We start from the raw sequence: 17,071 nt of genomic DNA, 5'->3' as shown, positions 1-17,071 counted from the left end.
GCCCTCGCCCGTCCCGCCCCAGCCGCAGCCCTCCTACCCGGTATCCCATCCGTCCCAGGGATACGGGCCGGCCCAGGCGAACCCCCACGCGTATGCCCCGACCCAGATGCCGACGCAGTCGCCGTCGCAGACGTACCCCGGCGGCCCTGTGCCTCAGGCGCCCCGTCGCCCGGAGGGTTCCGGCAAGCGGCGTGCGGTCACCGCCATCGCCGCCGCGCTGGTCCTCGGTGTCGTGGCCGGCGGCACGCTGTACTTCCTGCTCAAGAACAACGACAAGGAGGAGCAGGCCGGCGACTCCACGGGCGGCAGGCGGACGAGCGACACGACCGGGAACCACAGCGGTGACAAGGAGGCCGGCTCCAAGCCGAGCACCAGGCCCCAGGCGAAGCCCGTCGAGTACAAGGGCATCAACCTGACCGCCGGCTACCACCTGACGCTCGGGGACGACGATGTCCAGCCCCAGCAGGGCGAGGACGGCGGGTACGAACTCTCCTACGACACCGGCGGATATCTCGACGCGGAGACCACGGGCGGCAGCCTGGTGCTGCTCGATCCCGGGCAGGAGGGCTCCCTGGAGGCCTGCCGCGCGGACACCCGGTTCACCGAGACCATCTACCTCAACACGGTCTCCAAGGGCAGGCAGATCTGTGTCACGACGGGCACGGGGCACATGGGCCTGGTGACGATCCAGGGGCTCTCGGGCGAGGAGTCGCCCAGCAAGTACCTGACGCTCGACCTCACCGTGTGGCGCAACGCCGCCGGCTCCGGTTCCGGTTCCGGCAGCTGAGCCCTTCCGCCGTCCGGCACATCACCGTCGCCCCCTCCGGGTTCCTCTCGGTGGCAGGGCCGGCCGCCCCCGGGTCAGCATGGACCCATGTCGCTCGATCAGGGAGATCCCATGCAGGGAGGCCTCATGCCGACAGCAGTGCTCGGCGCGACCGGTGGTCAGGGTGGCGCGGTGGTCGCCGCCCTGCTGGAGGCGGGCCGTGCCGTACGGGCCGTGGTGCGTGATCCCGGCAGCGGGCGGGCCCGCGCGCTGGCCGCGGCCGGAGCGGAGGTGGTGCCGGGCGATCTGTTCGACGCGGCCTCGCTCGCCGCGGCCTTCCGGGGCGCGGAGGCCGCTTTCGCCGTCACCACCCCGTTCCAGGACGGTCTGGACGCCGAGGTGGCCCAGGGGGCGGCCATCGTCCGGGCGGCCGCCGACGTCGCGCTTCCCCACCTGGTGCTGGCCTCGGTCGCCAGTGCGGACCGGGACACCGGTGTCCCGCACTTCGAGACCAAGGCCAGGACCGAGGAGTTGCTCGGCCGCTCGGGACTGCCGGCGACGGTGGTGGCACCGACGTATTTCTACGACAATGCCCTGGGCTCCCGGCAGGAGGTGGCCGCCGGCCTCCTCACCATGCCGATGCCCGGCGACGCTCCCCTCCAGCAGGTGGCGCGGCAGGACCTGGGGCGGGTCGTCGCCGCGGTGGTCGCCGATCCGGGCCGCTGGACCGGGCAGCGGGTCGAGGTGGCGGGCGACGATCCCACACCGGTCCGGATGGCCGAGGAGATCGGGCGGGCCGCAGGTGGCACGGTCGCGTTCCGCCAGTCCTCGCTGGAGGACCTGCGCACCGCCAACCCCGACATGTTCGCCATGTACAGCTTCTTTGTGAACGGCGGCTATCAGGTGGACATGGCAGCGCTGCGGACGCAGTTCCCCGCCGTCCCCTGGACCTCCTACGCCACATGGGCGCAGGCCCAGGACTGGCCGCGGCCCCGCGGCTGACCCCCGTACCGCGGGCGGGCGCGGCTACCAGGTGACGGCGATCCGCCGCGGGCTGCGGGAGGTGGTGCCCAGGTGCCATTCGACCTCTTCGGCGGACTGGGCCAGGCGCAGGCCGGGAAGGCGTGCGGCGAGCCGGTGCAGGGCCAGCTGGAGTTCCAGCTTCGCCAACCAGGCGCCCAGGCAGTAGTGTGCGCCCGCTCCGAACGCCAGGGTGGGCGCCGCCAGGGGGGCGAAGAGGTCGTCCAACGGTCGGGGCGGAAACACCTCGGGATCACGGTTGGCCGCGCCGCAGTCGGCGAGAACCACCGAGCCGGCCGGGATCGTCACGCCGCCGACCTCCGTGGCGGTGGCGACATGACGTGCGGTCCCCCGGTCGTCGCCGAGCGGAATCAGGTGCAACAGGCGGTCCGCCAGTACGCCGGCGGCAGCTTCGTCCGCCCCGAGACGGGGCCAGACCTCAGGGCGCTCGCCGAGCAGGTAGAGCAGCGAATTGCTGAGCATCGTCATCGTGCTGTCATGGCCGCCCACGATCAACCCGCAGGCGAAGTCGACGAGTTGCCCCTCGGGGATGCCGCCTTCCTCGTCGGCCGTCCGGACCAGCGCGCTGGGCAGATCGTCGCCCGGGTTCCGGCGCCGCGCGGCCAGCAGCTCGGCTCCGAAGGCGGCGAACTCGGTCAGCGCGGACGCCATCTCCTCCTCGGGGTGCGAGCCGTCGGAGAAGGCGTACTGGCTCCAGTGACGCAGCCGCTCCCGGGCTTCGGAGTCCAGGCCCATCAGTCTGCTGATCACGGCGACCGGGAGCGGGAGGGTGAAGTCGGCCACCAGGTCCGCCGGGCGTGCGCGGTCCGCGAGTTCGTCCAGACGCTGTTCGACGATCTTGGCGATCCAGGGCCGCCAGCGGGCGACGGCCCGGGGCGTGAACGCGCGCCGCATGGTGCGGCGCAGCCGCAGATGGTCCTCGCCGTCCTGGTTGAAGATCAGGTCGAGGCTGCCGACCAGGCCGGATTCTCCCGACAGGGACGGGGAATCCGGCGTGTGGAGCCCGGCGCGTCCGAACCGGCTGTCGGTCAGGACCATGCGTACATCGGCGTAACGGCTCACGAGCCAGGCCGCGGTCCCGTCGGGTAGGGCGACGGGCCTGGGCGGGCCGGGTGGCTCGAATTCCAGCCGGTGCAGCGGGGGCATGGGCGGCCCGGAGCGGACGTCGGCGTCGGCAGGGCAGGACACGGGGCCTCCAGGCTTGCGCGGGTGCGGCGAACTACTGGGCTACGGTGGGTGGTTGCGGGTGTCGTGCGGGGCCGGTGGTCAGAGTTCGACCAGTACCTTGCCGCGGTTGGCCCCGGGATCCCGGTAGAGGGTCCGGTAGGCGTCCGGGATGTTCTCGAAGCCCTGGTGGAGCGTGTGTCCGCAGCGAACCTCGCCCCGTCGGACCAGGCCGCCGAGCTCGTCGTGGAGCGCGCGCCAGTTCTGTTCGGTGAACCATTCCAGCGAGAAGATGCCCCGGATGTGGGCACGCGGGAACATGATGTAGGGAAGCAGTCGTGGTCCCGTGTGGTCGCGGCCCACCTGGGTGGCCCACTGCCAGCACACGGCCACCTGGGCCCCGATGTTGAGCATGGAGAACACGGCGTCGGTGACGGGACCGCCCAGATTGTCGAAGTACTTGTCGACACCGTCCGGCGCGGCCCACAGCAGCGCGTCCCGCACGGCGTCGCCGTTGTCGCCGTGGCGGTAGACGACGACCGCGTCGAATCCCAGGTCGTCGAGGTAGTCCGCCTTCTCCGGCGACGACGTGGTACCCACCACGCGGGCGCCCGCGAGCTTGGCCAGCTGACCGACCAGTGAGCCGACGGAGCCGGATGCGCCGCTGATCACGACGGTGTCCCCGGGGCGGATCGACATGAACTTGGTCAGGGTGCCCCAGGCTGTCATACCGGGGCCACCCATGACGCCGAGTGCGGTGGGGAGCGGCAGCGCTTCGTCGTACCAGTCGGGATCCAGGCGGCGGAACGCCGGGAAGACCATCGGGAACGTGCCGGTCTGCCAGGGGGTGGCCGCGCCGTTGCTGACGAGGTGGGTGCGCCAGCCGCCGAACCCCTGCACCAGGTCGCCGGGGCGGTGGGCGGCGAGCGGCCCCGCCTCCAGCACCTCCATGATCGAGTCGGCGCCCATGTGCCCACCGAGCGGGGTGTCCAGCGCGATGCCCTGGAGATAGGGGTCCACCGATACGTAGCGCGTCCTCAGCAGCATCTCGTCCGGGGCGAGTTCGGTGTCGATCTCCTCCTCGACCTGCCCGTAGACCCGCTCGACATCGGGGACACCCTCGATGTGCTCGCGTACCACCCATTTGCTGGCCCTCATCGCGCTGCCTCACTCTCGACGGGGGCCTGGCGGCCCTCCGGAACGGGCCTCGGCACCGGCCGGGGCCCTACCTCGATGACCCGGTGGGTCGGTGACGGGCCGCTCTCGTCGATGGACGCGGTGAACGCGCGGCCGTCGTCGCGGCAGATGAACTGCATGACATGCCGGCCTGCCGCCGCCGCGCGGATCAGGCCGCCGGTGGTGGCCCACACGCCGGACTGGTAGAAGTTCCGCAGCCCCGGCAGGCCCGGGCCGTGCCGTTTGATGAGCTTCTCCAGCGTCTCCCCGCTCTCCACGAACGGCTGCCAACCGAGCACGGTCCCGTCGTAGTTGCCCGTGTAGCGGACTTGGGTGAGCGGGCTGGACACGTCTCGGACGGCGATCGCGTCGGAGATGCCGGGGTGCTGCCGTTCCAGGAACGCGACGAGCGTCTCGCGGGCCCGGCGCTTGGCCGCGTAGTACCCGCGCCCGTGGCGTACCGGAAGCGTGTGCAGCTCCTGCCCGCCCCGGCTGCGGGTGGCCTGTTCCGGGCCTTCGTCCAGGGCACGCCAGGGAGCGATGTCGCAGAAGTAGGTGACGTACGCGACGCTCGTCCCGGGCGGGGAGAGTTCGGGGTAGTGCCGGCTGCGGAACTGGACGTTGACGCTGGGATGGCGGATGCCGGTCAGCGAGGCCGCTTCCGTCTCGTCGAGCAGATAGGTGGTGCAGGGGTCGGCGTCGGGGAAGTCGCGGCGCAGGCCCAGGAAGAGCGTGAAGTAGCCGGGGAACACCATGCCCGGTTCCCGGATGGTGCGGGTGTAGAGGCGCCGGTACGCCTCATTGAGGTAGCGGCCCTTCAGCAGCTCCATCATGGTGGTGCGTCCGTCGCAGGCCGAGACGACGATGTCGGCGCGCAGTTCCCGTCCGTCGCTGAGCCGCACCCCTACCGCACGGTCGTCCTCGACGAGCACTTCCTCGACCTTGGCGTTGTAGGTCACTTCGCCGCCGAGCCCGCGGTAGCGCCGCTCGATCGACTCGGCCAGCCCGAGCGAGCCCCCTTCGGGGACACCCGCGGAGAGGTTGGCGTGCGAGGCGAGCTGGAAGTGGAACGGCAGTACGGGGAAGGCCGGATGCTTCTCGTACAAGATGAAGTTGAACGCCTCACGCAGCAGCGGGTCCTTGAATTTCGCCGAGTAGTCGGTCATCAGTACGCCGATGGATTTGCGCACGACGTTGAAGTACGGGACGAAGGAGGCCAGCATGCGCCAGCGTTCCGTCACCGGCATCAGTCCGACCGGCCTGAGGAAGGGGTAGACGGCGAGGGCTTTGCGGAAGGCGCGCAGTTGCTTGCAGAAGTCTCTGATCAGGGCCGCGTCGGGGGGCGAGAGCTCTGTCAGGTGGGCCTGGAGCCGGTCGGGGTCGGAGTAGAAGTACACCGCCCTTCCGCACCGGCCGCGTACGACGTTGAACACGTCGAAGTGCCGGATCTCCTTGCCCTGCAGCGCACCGAGCTCCAGCCAGATCTGGTGCATCTCGTTGCCCGGGCCGCTGCCCAGGAGCCAGCTGACGCAGGGGTCCAGTCTGAAGTCGCCGCGGTCCCAGGCCGTGCAGCAGCCGCCGGGCAGTTCATGCATCTCCAGGACATGGGTCCGGTAGCCGTTCATCCGGGCGTAGCACCCGGTGGACAGACCGCCCAGCCCAGCGCCGATGATGATCATCGACTTTCGTTCGGAATGCGGCATGAACCTGTTCTCCTCGGTACTCATGTGCGGGTGTCACCACGCATGGACCAGTTGTCGAGCTGGGGCAGCCGGCCCAGCTTTCCCGGATGCCAGGGTTCGGTGCCCCGGCTCTCGGACGCCGTGAACCCGCGCCCGAGCTCGTCGCAGAGGTACTGGACGACGAAGCGTCCGGTGGACGCCGCGCGGATCAGGCCGCCCATGCCGACCCACTGACCGGCCATCGAGAATCCGCGCAGGCCCGGCAGGCGCATGCGGTCCTTGCCGACCAGCTTGGCCGCGATGTCGTCGGCCTCGGAGAACGCCTTCCAGGCCAGGATGGAGCCGTCGTGGTTGCCTGTGTAGCGCCGGGTCGTCGCCGGGGAGGCGACATCGACCAGTTCGATGCGCTCGCCCAGACCTGGCAGCCGGCGTTCCAGGAACCCCCGGACGAAGTCGGCCACTTGGCGTTTCTTCTCCCGGTATTCCTTGCGGTCTGCGGCGCGCAGTTCCTTCCAGTACGCGAAGTCGCTGAAGTAGGTGCAGTGGATGACCGATCTTCCGGGCGGGGCGAATCCGTCCGAGTAATCGGAGCGCATCTGCACCACCACGCTGCTCTGCAGGGCGCCGGGCAGTTGCCCGGCGTCCTCGGGGGCGAGCAGATAGGTGGTGCTGTGGGCCCGGTCGGCGCCCAGCTCGCCCCGGATGCCGACGAAGGCGGAGACCACCGCGGGGAACAGGGTGCCGGGGCGGTTCAGCAGTTCGTCGTAGAGCTTGTCGATCCGCGGCCCGGTGTACCGGCCCTGAAGCAGTCCGTGGATCGTGGTGTGGCCGTCGCAGGCCGAGACCACGTGGTCGGCGTAGTACCGCTTGCCGTTGCGCAGTTCGACCCCGACGGCACGCCCGTCCTCGACCAGGATCCGTTCGGCCCGGGCCCGGTAGCTGATCTCGCCGCCGAGCCCGGTGTATCGCTCCTCGATCGAACGGGCCAGGCCGAGCGAACCTCCTTGCGGGAAACCGGCGTTCCGATGGTGGGCTCCCGCCATGTTGAACAGGTACGGGAGGAGCGGGAAGCCCTCCGGATCCTGGAAGAAGATGTTGCGGAAGGCCTTGCGGAGCAACGGGTCCTGGAACCGGTCGGCGAACTCGTGCATCGGCGTGGCCGCCGTGCGCCAGAACAGCCGGAACGCGGGCAGAACGGTGCGCAGCAGGGCCGCTCTCTCCCGTACGGTGCGCAGGGCCGGGGCGGTCAGGAACGGATACAGCTCGATGTCGGTGAACCGGCGCAGATCGCGGCAGAAGGAGCGGATCAGCCGGGCGTCGTCGGGCGAGATGCCCAGCAGGTGCTGTTCCAGCCGGTCCGGGTCGTTGTAGAAGGTCACCGATCGGCCGGTCTCGTCGACGACCCGGTTGAACATGTCGAAGTTGGTGATGGTCTTGCCGTCGAGCGCGCCCAGTTCCCGCCACACCTGGTTGGCGTCGTTGCCGGTGGCCGTGCCGATCAGCCATTCGATGCAGTAGTCGAAGATATAGCCGTCGCGCGACCAGGCCGTGCAGCAGCCGCCGGGCAGCACATGCTTCTCGAAGATGCGCGAGCGCATCCCGTTCATCTGCGCGTAGCACCCGGTGGACATCCCGGCGACGCCCGCGCCGATCACGATGACCCTGGGGCTGCCGTCCTTCTCCCGGCCGGGGACGCTCCAGTCGTCCTCCGCCTCATCGGACATCGGCGCCGCCCTCCTGGAGGATGCCGCGCACCAGCTCGGCGTTGCGGGCCGCGTGCTTGGGGTCGAGCATGTCGGCGTGGATCCCGGAGCCCCGCAGCACGGCATTGTCCGTGGTCGAGCTGCCGTGCCAGGTGCCGGACGCGCCGGCGGCGTAGAGTGCGGTCTTCTCCTGGTCGGTGATCACGCTGACGGTCGCGGCCACCGTTCCCAGGTTCGGGGTGTGCCCGCAGAAGGCCAGGTACTCGGCGGCGTGGTCGAGGGTCTCGCGGGCCACGGCGTCCGATCCGGTGTGTTTGCGCAGGTGTTGGGCCAGTTCCGCCTCGAAGAACTCGATGTGCTCGGGGCCGGGTTCGTACGCCTCGACGATGCGGTGCGAGTCCAGCACGATCACATGGGCGACTTCGCGGCCCCGGCCCTCCAGCTCCTTGGCCACCTCGAAGGCGAGGTTGCCGCCGAGCGAGTAGCCGAGCAGCAGGCATTTGCCTTCGGGCCGCTGGGATTCGACGAGGTCGGCGTAGCGGACCACCTTGTCGGTGCCCGGGACGTAGTTGAAGGCGATCAGCCGGTACTCGGGCAGTGCGGCGGCGAATCCCCGGTAGACCAGTCCGTGACCGCCCGCCGGCGGGAAGCAGAACACGGTGGGTTCCCGTTCGCTGTTGAAGCTGAGGCAGGGCAGGTCGTCGGAGACGGATCCGGTTGCCAGACGCTCCAGGGTCGTGGCCATCCCGTGCAGGGTGGTGACCCGGTACAGCAGGCTGACGGGGATGCCGACGCCGAATTCCTTGCGGAGCCGGTGGATCAGCTCGATCAGCTTGATGGAGCTGCCGCCGGCCTCGAAGAACTCCTGGGTCAGGCCGACCCGTTCCAGTCCGAGGAGTTCCTCCCAGTGCCGGGCCATGCTCAGCTCGAAGGGGGTGCGCGGTGTCTCCTCGGGCTCGTCGTCCGCGTCGGGCCGGGGCGCCGGCAGGGAGGCGGAGTCGACCTTGCCGTTGGCGGTCAGCGGGAGCTGCGGGAGTACGACGAAGTGCGCCGGAACCATGTAGGCGGGCAGCCGGTCCCCGAGGTACCGGCGCAGCGCACGCCGGTCCGGCGCGGCCCCCTGGACCGGTACGCAGTAGGCGACGAGCACGTCCTCGCCCCGGGCGTCGGGGCGTACGGTGACGACCGTCCGGGCCAGCTCCGGCCGCTGCGCGAGGTGTGCCTCGATCTCGCCGATCTCGATGCGGTGGCCCCGGAGCTTGACCTGGTCGTCGACCCGGCCGAGCAGATGGACCCGGCCGTCGGCGTCCCAGCGTGCCGCGTCGCCGCTGCGGTAGAGGCGTACGGGGGCGGCGCCCGGCCCGCGGCCGAGGGTCCGGGTGACGAACCGCTGGTCGGTCAGCGCGGGGTCGCCCGCGTAGCCGAGTGCGACGCCCTCCCCTCCGATCCACAGCTCGCCGGGCACGCCGGGCGGCACCGGTTCACCGTGCCGGTCGAGCACATGGAGCGTGCTGTTGCCCAGGGGCCGTCCGATCGGCACCGTCCGGCCGGGTTCCAGGTCGTCGACGGGCCCTTCGAAGAAGGCGCTGTCGATGGTCGCCTCGGTGACCCCGTAGGAGTTGATCAGCCGGGTGCCCGGTCCGCACAGCTCGTGCAGCCGGCGGTACTCCCCGGCCTTCCAGACGTCGGACCCGACGACCAGCAGACGCATGAAGTCCAGCCGCCTGCCCTGGCGTTCGCAGTGGTCCATGAGGCCGCGTACGACGGCGGGCACGAACTCCGCGCAGTCGACGCGCTCCTTGCGCATCGTGGTGTACAGGCGTTCGGTGTCGAAGAGCAGGTCGCGGCCGACCAGTACCAGGCTGCCGCCCGAGCACAGCGCCCGCACCACGTCGCCGGTGAAGACGTCGAACGACGGGGCGGCCATCTGGAGGTGCACCCGCACGTCGCGGTCCAGCCGGTATTCCTGGAGCCAGGCCGCGTAGGCCGAGGCGAGGTTGCGGTGGCTGACCCGCACGGCCTTGGGGAGGCCGGTCGAGCCGGAGGTGTGGATGATGTAGGCGGTCGAGTCGGGACCGGCCGGGTCCTCGGCGCCGGGCACTCTCGCGTCCCGGCCGTCCGGTCCGGGTGCCGCGTCCGGGTCCGTCTCGTGCAGCTCCCGCAGTGTGAGTGTCGGGACCGGCAGTCCGGCCATCCGTTCCCGGCAGGCGTCGTCCGCGACGACGACGAGCGTGGCGCCGGCGGCTCGCACGGTCTGGGCGGCTCGGTCGGCCGGGTGGTCGGCCGGGACCGGGAGGTAGGCTCCGCCGGCCTTGAGGACGGCGAGGAGCGCGACGACGAGTTCGGGTGACTTGTCCAGGCAGAGCGCCACCACCGACCCGGTGCCGGACCCGAGCCCGCGGAGCCGCCGGGCCAGCTCACCGGACCTGCGGTCCAGTTCCGCGTACGTCAGCCGGTGCGCCGGTCCCTGGAGCGCCGGGACCGTGATGGCCACGGCGTCCGGGCAGCGGGCCGCGGTCTCGCTGATCAGCTGATGCACCGGGCGGAAGCCGTCCGGCTCGCTCTCCCCGGCCGCCGGGGGCAGCGCGGCACGCGCGGCGCCGCTCCACTCGCCGACCAGCCGCTCGCGCTCCTGGGCGCCCAGCATCTCCAGCCGGGAGGTGGGCCGGTCCGCCGGGGCGCGGGTCATGCTGTCGACCAGTGCGGTGTAGTGCGACGCCATCCGCCGCATGGTCTCCGGCAGGAAGAGGTCGGTGTTGTACTTCAGGACGCAGTGGAAGCGGTGCTCCGCCTCGTCCTCGTAGACCGACAGTGTCACATCGAACTGACCTTCCTCTTCGGGGAGTTCGATGTACTGGAGCCGGTAGCCGTACTTCTCGGTGGCGACCTTGTGGGTGAGCAGGATGAACATGGCCTGGAACACCGCGGAGCGGCTGGGGTCGTGCTGGAGGCCCAGTTCGTCGACCAGCAGGACGAACGGGTACTCCTGGTTGTCCAGGCCACCCAGCACGGTGGTGCGGACCTCTTGCAGCAGCCGGGCCACCGTGGGATCGCCGGACAGATCCGCGTGCAGCGGGAGCGGGTTGACGAAGTAGCCGTAGACGGAGGCGAAATCCTGCTCGGTCCGGCCGGTCACCGGGCTGCCCACGATGACCTGGTCCTGGCCGGAGTAGCGCTGCAGCAGCACGTAGTAGGCGCTCAGCAGCACCATGAACGGGGTCACGTCGTGCTCGCGGGCCAGGGTGTGCACCCGGGCGCTCAGCTCGGTGTCCAGGACGAAGAACTCGGAGGCCCCGTTGTGTGTCTGGACGGCGGGGCGGGGCTTGTCGACGGGCAGTTCCAGCGTCGGCACCTCGGCCGGCAGGTGGGAGCGCCAGTAGTCGAGCATGCGCGGCGCCGAGGGTCCGGCCAGGAAGCGGTTCTGCGCGTTGAGGAAGTCCAGGTAGCGGGCGGTGACGGGCGGAAGCGAGGGAGCCTGGCCCTGGCGCAGCCCCTCGTACACCGCCAGGAGCTCCTCGATGAAGGTGAACGTCGAGATCGCGTCGGAGACGATGTGGTGCACCGCCTTCATGATCACCCAGCGGTCGGGGGCGCGCTTGAAGAGGCGGAAGCGGAAGAGCGGGTCGCTCTCCAGGTCGTACGGCCTGCGGTACTCGGCCACGATCGTGCGGTGGATGTCCTCCCACTCCTGGTCCTGCACGTCGAACAGGGCGACGTCCGCGCTCGCCTCCGGCGACACCTGTTGCAGCGGGACGCCGTCGACCGTGCGGAAGTTGGTGCGCAGCGCGGGGTGTCGGGCCACCATGCGGCGCACGGCCTCGAACATGAGGTCGGGGTCGAGCGCGACCCGGACCTCGACGGCGCCGCCGATGTTGTACGCGTAGCCCTCGGGGTTGAGCTGCCGGAGGAACCACAGGGCCTTCTGGTTCTGCGTCAGCGGGTGGCTGAGCTCGTCCTCGTACACCTCCACCTCGGCCGTGGCGGCGTTTCCGGCCTCGTGGGCGACCAGCTCGGCGAGGGCGTCGTGGAGCTGAGTGATCAGCTCGGCGACCGGGGTGCCGCTCAGCAGTGCCACCACTGGCGGGGCGACGCCGAGCTCGGAGCTGATCCGGGCCCGCAGTTCCATCGCCAGGAGCGAGTCGAGTCCCAGCGCGTTGAGCCCGGCCTGCGGGTCGATCCGGTCGGGTCCGGTCCGCAGTACCGAGGCGGTCAGCTCGATGAACCGCCCGGTCACCAGGGCCAGGCGCTGTGCCGTGTCGGCGTCGCGGAAGGCATCGAGGATGCCCTCGCCCGGCCCGGTGGCCGCCTTGGCGGGGGCGGCCGCCGCCAGTTCGGCGACCAGCCGGGGCGGCGCGGCGTACCAGGCCTGGAACACCGGCCAGTCGACGACGGTGGCGACGAGCAGCTGGGCCCGGTCCTGGCCGATGACGCGTTCCAGTACGGCCATGCCGGCGTCCGGCGCGAGCGAGCTCATCCCGCGGTTGTGGAGGTAGTGGTCGACGAGCCCCAGTTCCTCGATCATGCCGGTGGCCCAGGGGCCCCAGTCCACGCTCAGTCCCGGCAGTCCCAGTGCCCGGCGGTGCTGGGCCAGTGCGTCCAGGAACGCGTTGCCCGCGGCGTAGTTGGTCTGGCCGGAGGTGGTGAGCAGTGAGGCGATCGAGGCGAATAGGACGAAATGGTCCAGCGGTTCGTCCCGGAGGTGGCGGTGCAGCAGGTGGGCGCCGATGGCCTTGGGGTCGTGGGCCTCGGCGAACGTCCGGTGGTCCATGTCTTCGACGAGGGTGTCGCGGACCTGACCCGCGAGGTGGAACACGCCGCGGATCGGCAGCGGACCGGTGCGCCGGTGGGCGTCCAGCCAGGTGGTGAACGCGGTTTCGTCGGTGATGTCGAGGGGTGCCAGGACGACTCGTGCCCCGAGCGCCTCCAGTTCCCTGACGAAGGCGGTGGCACGGCCGGCGGCGGTGCCGGGGTCCAGCTCCCGCCAGGTGGAGCGCTCCGGCAGCGTGGTGCGTCCGATCAGGATCAGGCTGCGCGCCCCGCGCCGGACGAGGGTCCGGCAGAGCAGTCGGCCGAGCGCTCCGAAGGCGCCGGTGACCAGGTAGTTCGCGTCGGTGCGCAGTTGCAGCGGGAGGGGGTGCGTCAGCTGTTCGGCCCGCCGGATGCGGCTGGTGCGGCGGTCCGCGCCGCGGAACGCGATCTCCTCCTCGTCGTCGGTCAGGAACTCACGCAGCAGCGCGTGGGCCTCGGCCCGGCAGCCCTCGTCGCCGGGCTCGCGGGGGTCCAGGTCGATCAGCTTGCCGGGGTGGGAGGTGAGCTCCTGGTGCCTGAGCACCCGGCCCACTCCCCACGCGGGCGCTCCCAGCGGCTCGACGGTCTCGCCGGGCTCGACGTGCTGGGCGCCACGGGTCACGATGTGCAGCCGGCCGGCCGTCCCGCGACGGAGCAGTGTCCGGGCGAGCGCGATCAGTGAGTAGGCCCCGGTGCCGCTGTGCCGGGCGACGTCCTGCGGCGAGGTCCCGGCGAGCCGAGGCAGATCGAGGTTCCACAGATGCACGATGGAGCCGATGGGCCCCGCGCCGCCTTCGCCGCTGCCGTGTCGGCCGTCCATGTCCTCGCTCAGGTCGGCGAAGAGCCGTTCCAGGTCGGAGGCGGACCCCGGGTTCACGGTGAACTCGCTGTCTTCGCCCCCTCTTCTGTATGTGTCGCCGGGACGCACCAGGTGGCAGCGCTCGCCCCGGGCGGTGAGCAGGGCGCTCAGGGCGTCGCCGACGCCCCGGCTGTCGGCGAGGACCAGCCAGTCGCCGCCGGGCGCGGCGGGACGGCCTTCGGCGCCGGTCGCCGTTCCGTGGCCGGCCTCGTCCGTGGTGGGTTCGACGGGGCTGTCGATCCAGATCGGCTCGGCGAGCCAGGAGTCGATCGTGCCGAGCCCGACCGTGGTGGACGCCTTCTCCACGTCGGCGGCCCGGAAGCCGTTGATGCCGCCGAGGGGTTCGCCGCTGTCCGCGTACACGGCCATGTCCCCGACGAGTTCGTCCGCGCCGTCGCGGGTCACGGTGGCGTGCACCCAGATCGGCCGGTCTCCCACCGGGGCGAGCCGCAGTTCCTCGATCGACAGGGGCAGGCGGATCCCGGTGGTGTGCGGCTCCGGTCCGCCCGTGGCTGCGCCTTCGGCGTCGAGCAGTTGTGTGGTCAGCAGCGACTGGAAGCAGGCGTCGAGCAGTACGGGATGGATGTGGTGTCCGGCCGCGTCGTCACCGATCACCGTGGGCGGGGTGAGCCGGGCGAGCACCTCCCCGGGGCCGATCCACACCTCGTCGATGGCACGGAACGCGGGCCCGTAGTGGTATCCCAGGGCGGCGAGCTCCGCGTAGCAGTCCTCCCCGTCCAGCCGGCGCCGGGCGCGGGATTTGAGGGACTCGGTGTCGGCTGGGGGTCCGGCCGGTCGTGGCTGGCCCGAGCGTACGACTCCGCGGGCGTGCACGGCCCGGGCGCCCTCGTCCTGCCCCTTGGACGCGATCGTGAACGCCGCGTTCTGTGAGGAGAGGGTCAGCCGGACGGCCCGGTCCTCGCCGTCGGGCAGGAACAGCGCCTTGCGGAACTCGATGTCCGTCAGCACGACGTGGGTGCCGCCGGTGAGGGAGCGGACGGCCTGCGTGGCCATCTCCAGGTATCCCGCTGCCGGGAAGACGACGGTGGACTGGATGCGGTGGTCGTCGAGGTAGGGCAGCCGCTCGGTGTCGAGGGCGGCGTCCCAGGTCGGTTCGGTGTCCGCGGTGCGCCGGCCCAGCAGTGGGTGGTCGGCGCGGCCGAGGCGGACCTGGGCCACGGGCGCGGGCTCCGTCCAGTAGCGGTCGCGCCGCCACGGGTAGCGGGGCAGGACCACAGGTGTGCCCGCCGGGTGCAGGGTGTCCCAGTCGATGGCGACGCCGAGGTTGTGCAGCTCCGCCAGCGAGGTGGCGAAGCGTTCCGCTTCGTTCTCCTGGCGGCGGATCGACGGCAGGGTCCGCACGGCCGCGCCCCGCTCGCCGAGGCACTCGCGGATGGAGTGGCCGAGCACCGGGTGCGGACCGACCTCCAGGAACAGTCCGTATCCGTCGGCGGCGAGCCGGTCCACGGCCGAGCGGAAGCGGACCCGGTGGCGGACGTTCTTCCACCAGTAGCTCGCGTCCAGCTCGCTGCCGTGCGCCGTGCCTTCCTGCCCGGTCAGGTAGAGCGGAACCGTCGCCGCCCTGGGGGTGAGGTCGTCCAGCGAGGCCAGGAGTTCGTCCTTGATCGCCTCCATGCCCGCGCTGTGGTAGGGAACCTGCACCGCGAGGAACTTGGCGAAGATCTTCTCGGCGTGCAGCTGGTCCGCCAGCTCGGCCAGCGCCTCGCGGTCGCCGGCCAGGGTGACCGCCGACGGGCTGTTGACGGCGGCCACGGAGACCCGGTCGCCGAACGCGGCCGCCCGGGCCTGCGCCTCGTCCTCGGGCAGGCTCACGGCGAGCATGGTGCCGGTGCCGGTCAGCTTCTGCTGGAGGCGGCTGCGGTGCATGACCACCTTCACCGCGTCCTCCAGGGAGTACACCCCCGCCTCGTAGAAGGCGGCGACCTCTCCGGTGCTGTGACCGACGATCGCGTCGGGCCGCACGCCGTAGTGGCGCCACATGGCCGCGAGTCCCACCTGGACGGCGAAGTTGGCCGGCTGGGCGAGCCAGGTCTCCCCCATGCGCGATCCGGCTTCGTCGGCCTTCATCTCCTCGATCAGGGACCAGCCCGCGACGGCTCGGACGGCCCGGTCGCAGCTGGTGACCGCGTCCCGGAACACCTCGTCGGTGTCGAGCAGTTGACGGCCCATGCCCCACCACTGCGGGCCCATGCCGGTGAAGACCCAGACCAGGCCGCGCTGTTCGGCTTCGAGCTGCTTGCCGTGGACGACTCCGGAGTGTGGTTCGCCGCGCACGAAGGCGTCGAGTGCCTCGTCCAGTCCGGCCCGTGAGGAGTACACGACGGAGAGCCGCGACTCCAGGTGCTGGCGACGGTGGGCCAGTGTGTAGCCGAGGTCGGGAAGTGACACCTCGGGCCCGTTCGTCCCTGCCAGCTCGCCGCGGATGCCGGCCGCCACCTCCGGCAGGGCTTCCGGGGTGCGGGCGGTCAACGGGAGGACATTCCAGGCCCGTTCGCCGGGCGGGACCGGCGGGGCGCTCCGGTCCGGTGCCTGCTCCAGCACGACATGCGCGTTGGTGCCACCGAACCCGAACGAGTTCACCCCCGCCCGTGCGGGCCCCTCGTGTGCGGGCCATCGGGTCGGCTCGGTCGGGATGCGGTACGGGGAGGCCACCTGGTCGATGGCGCTGTTCAGCTGCTCCAGATTGATGTGGGGCGGGATGAGGCGGTGCTTGAGGCAGAGCACGGTCTTGATCAGGCCGGCGATGCCGGCCGCCGCTTCGGTGTGCCCGATGTTCGTCTTGACGGAGCCCACGTAGCAGGGGGCGTCCGGTCGGCGTCCCTCGGCCAGGGCCCGGCTCAGGGCGTTGGCCTCGATGGGGTCGCCCACCGGCGTGGAGGTGCCGTGCGCCTCCACGTACTGGAGGTCGCCGGGGGTGATGCCCGCCTCGCCGCAGACACGTCGGATGAGGGAGACCTGGGCGTCCGCGTTGGGCACGGTGATGCCGTTGGTCCGGCCGTCCTGGTTGACCCCCGCGCCGAGAATCACCGCGTGGATGGGGTCGCCGTCGCGCAGCGCGTCGTCCAGCCGCTTGAGCGCGACCAGGCCGACGCCCTCGGCCCGTACGTAACCGTTGGCCGTGGCGTCGAACGCACGTGAACGGCCGTCGGGCGACAGGAATCCGCCCTTGGTCTCGGCGATCGTGTACTGCGGCGCCATGTGCAGCAGCACGCCGCCGGCCAGCGCGAGGTCGGTCTCCCGGTTGCTGAGGCTCTGGCAGGCCAGGTGCACCGCCACGAGGGAGGAACTGCACGCGGTGTCGAGCGACAGGCTCGGTCCGCGGAAGTCGAAGCAGTACGAGAGACGGTTGGAGACCATCGTCATCATCGTGCCGGTGGCGGTGTGGGCGGCGAGCGTGGAGAAGCTCAGATCGGAGAACTGCAGGATCTTGTAGTCCAGCGTGAACGCGCCGACGAACACGGCGGTATTGCTGCCGGCGAGTTCCGCGGGCCGTTGTCCGCCGTCCTCCAGTGCCTCCCATGCGACTTCGAGCAGCTTTCGCTGCTGAGGGTCCATCCGGTCGGCCTCGCGCGGGCTGATGCCGAAGAAGGCGGGGTCGAATTCGTCGAAGCCGTCGATATAGCCACCACGGCCGCCGATCAGACGTCCCGGTTTCTCCTTGTGTCTGCTGCCGAGACTGCCGACGTCATAGCGATCGGCGGGTGTCGGTGTGATGCAGTCCTTGCCCTCCATGAGATTCTGCCAGTAAGCGCGGTGGTCCGACGCGCCGCCGGGCAGTCGGCAACCCATGCCGATGATCGCTACTTTGTCGCTCACAGAGGCACTGTTCACGTCGGGCAAGGCTGTAACTCCTCAAGTCAAGACGCCGCGG

The 17,071-nt window shown here is 70.9% G+C and carries 6 protein-coding genes and 1 pseudogene; 2 read left to right on the top strand and 5 right to left on the bottom strand.

Features of this window, described 5'->3' with window-relative positions:
* Positions 1-787, top strand: a pseudogene (locus tag AADR41_RS09615) (serine/threonine protein kinase); the annotation flags it as partial.
* 126 nt (positions 788-913) lie between these two features.
* The gene (locus AADR41_RS09610) at positions 914-1,768 is read left to right on the top strand and encodes an NmrA family NAD(P)-binding protein (RefSeq protein WP_342280890.1); all 855 of its coding nucleotides are present in this window, start codon (positions 914-916) and stop codon (positions 1,766-1,768) included.
* Positions 1,769-1,792: 24 nt separating this feature from the next.
* Here the strand turns inward: AADR41_RS09610 and AADR41_RS09605 are convergent, their stop codons facing one another.
* From AADR41_RS09605 to AADR41_RS09585, 5 genes are all read right to left on the bottom strand, one after another.
* A complete protein-coding gene (locus AADR41_RS09605; protein WP_342280896.1) occupies positions 1,793-2,953 on the bottom strand; it encodes a cytochrome P450 in 1,161 nt (386 codons plus the stop codon).
* A gap of 120 nt (positions 2,954-3,073) precedes the next feature.
* Positions 3,074-4,129, bottom strand: coding sequence for an MDR family NADP-dependent oxidoreductase (locus AADR41_RS09600; protein WP_342280889.1), 1,056 nt, complete (start codon positions 4,127-4,129; stop codon positions 3,074-3,076).
* Complete coding sequence (locus AADR41_RS09595) at positions 4,126-5,850, bottom strand: phytoene desaturase family protein (protein WP_342280888.1); 1,725 nt, start codon at positions 5,848-5,850, stop codon at positions 4,126-4,128. Before AADR41_RS09595 ends, AADR41_RS09600 begins: the two co-directional genes overlap by 4 nt.
* 20 nt (positions 5,851-5,870) lie before the next feature.
* Positions 5,871-7,553, bottom strand: coding sequence for a phytoene desaturase family protein (locus AADR41_RS09590; RefSeq protein WP_342280887.1), 1,683 nt, complete (start codon positions 7,551-7,553; stop codon positions 5,871-5,873).
* Positions 7,543-17,040, bottom strand: coding sequence for a non-ribosomal peptide synthetase/type I polyketide synthase (locus AADR41_RS09585; protein ID WP_342280886.1), 9,498 nt, complete (start codon positions 17,038-17,040; stop codon positions 7,543-7,545). Before AADR41_RS09585 ends, AADR41_RS09590 begins: the two co-directional genes overlap by 11 nt.
* Between the last annotated feature and the right edge of the window lie 31 nt (positions 17,041-17,071).

The sequence above is a fragment of the Streptomyces sp. CLV115 genome (assembly GCF_038448545.1).
In the GTDB taxonomy this organism is placed as follows: domain Bacteria; phylum Actinomycetota; class Actinomycetes; order Streptomycetales; family Streptomycetaceae; genus Streptomyces; species Streptomyces sanglieri.
The sequence above is the reverse complement of the archived record's forward strand: the minus strand, read 5'-3'. Positions and strand labels throughout refer to the sequence as shown.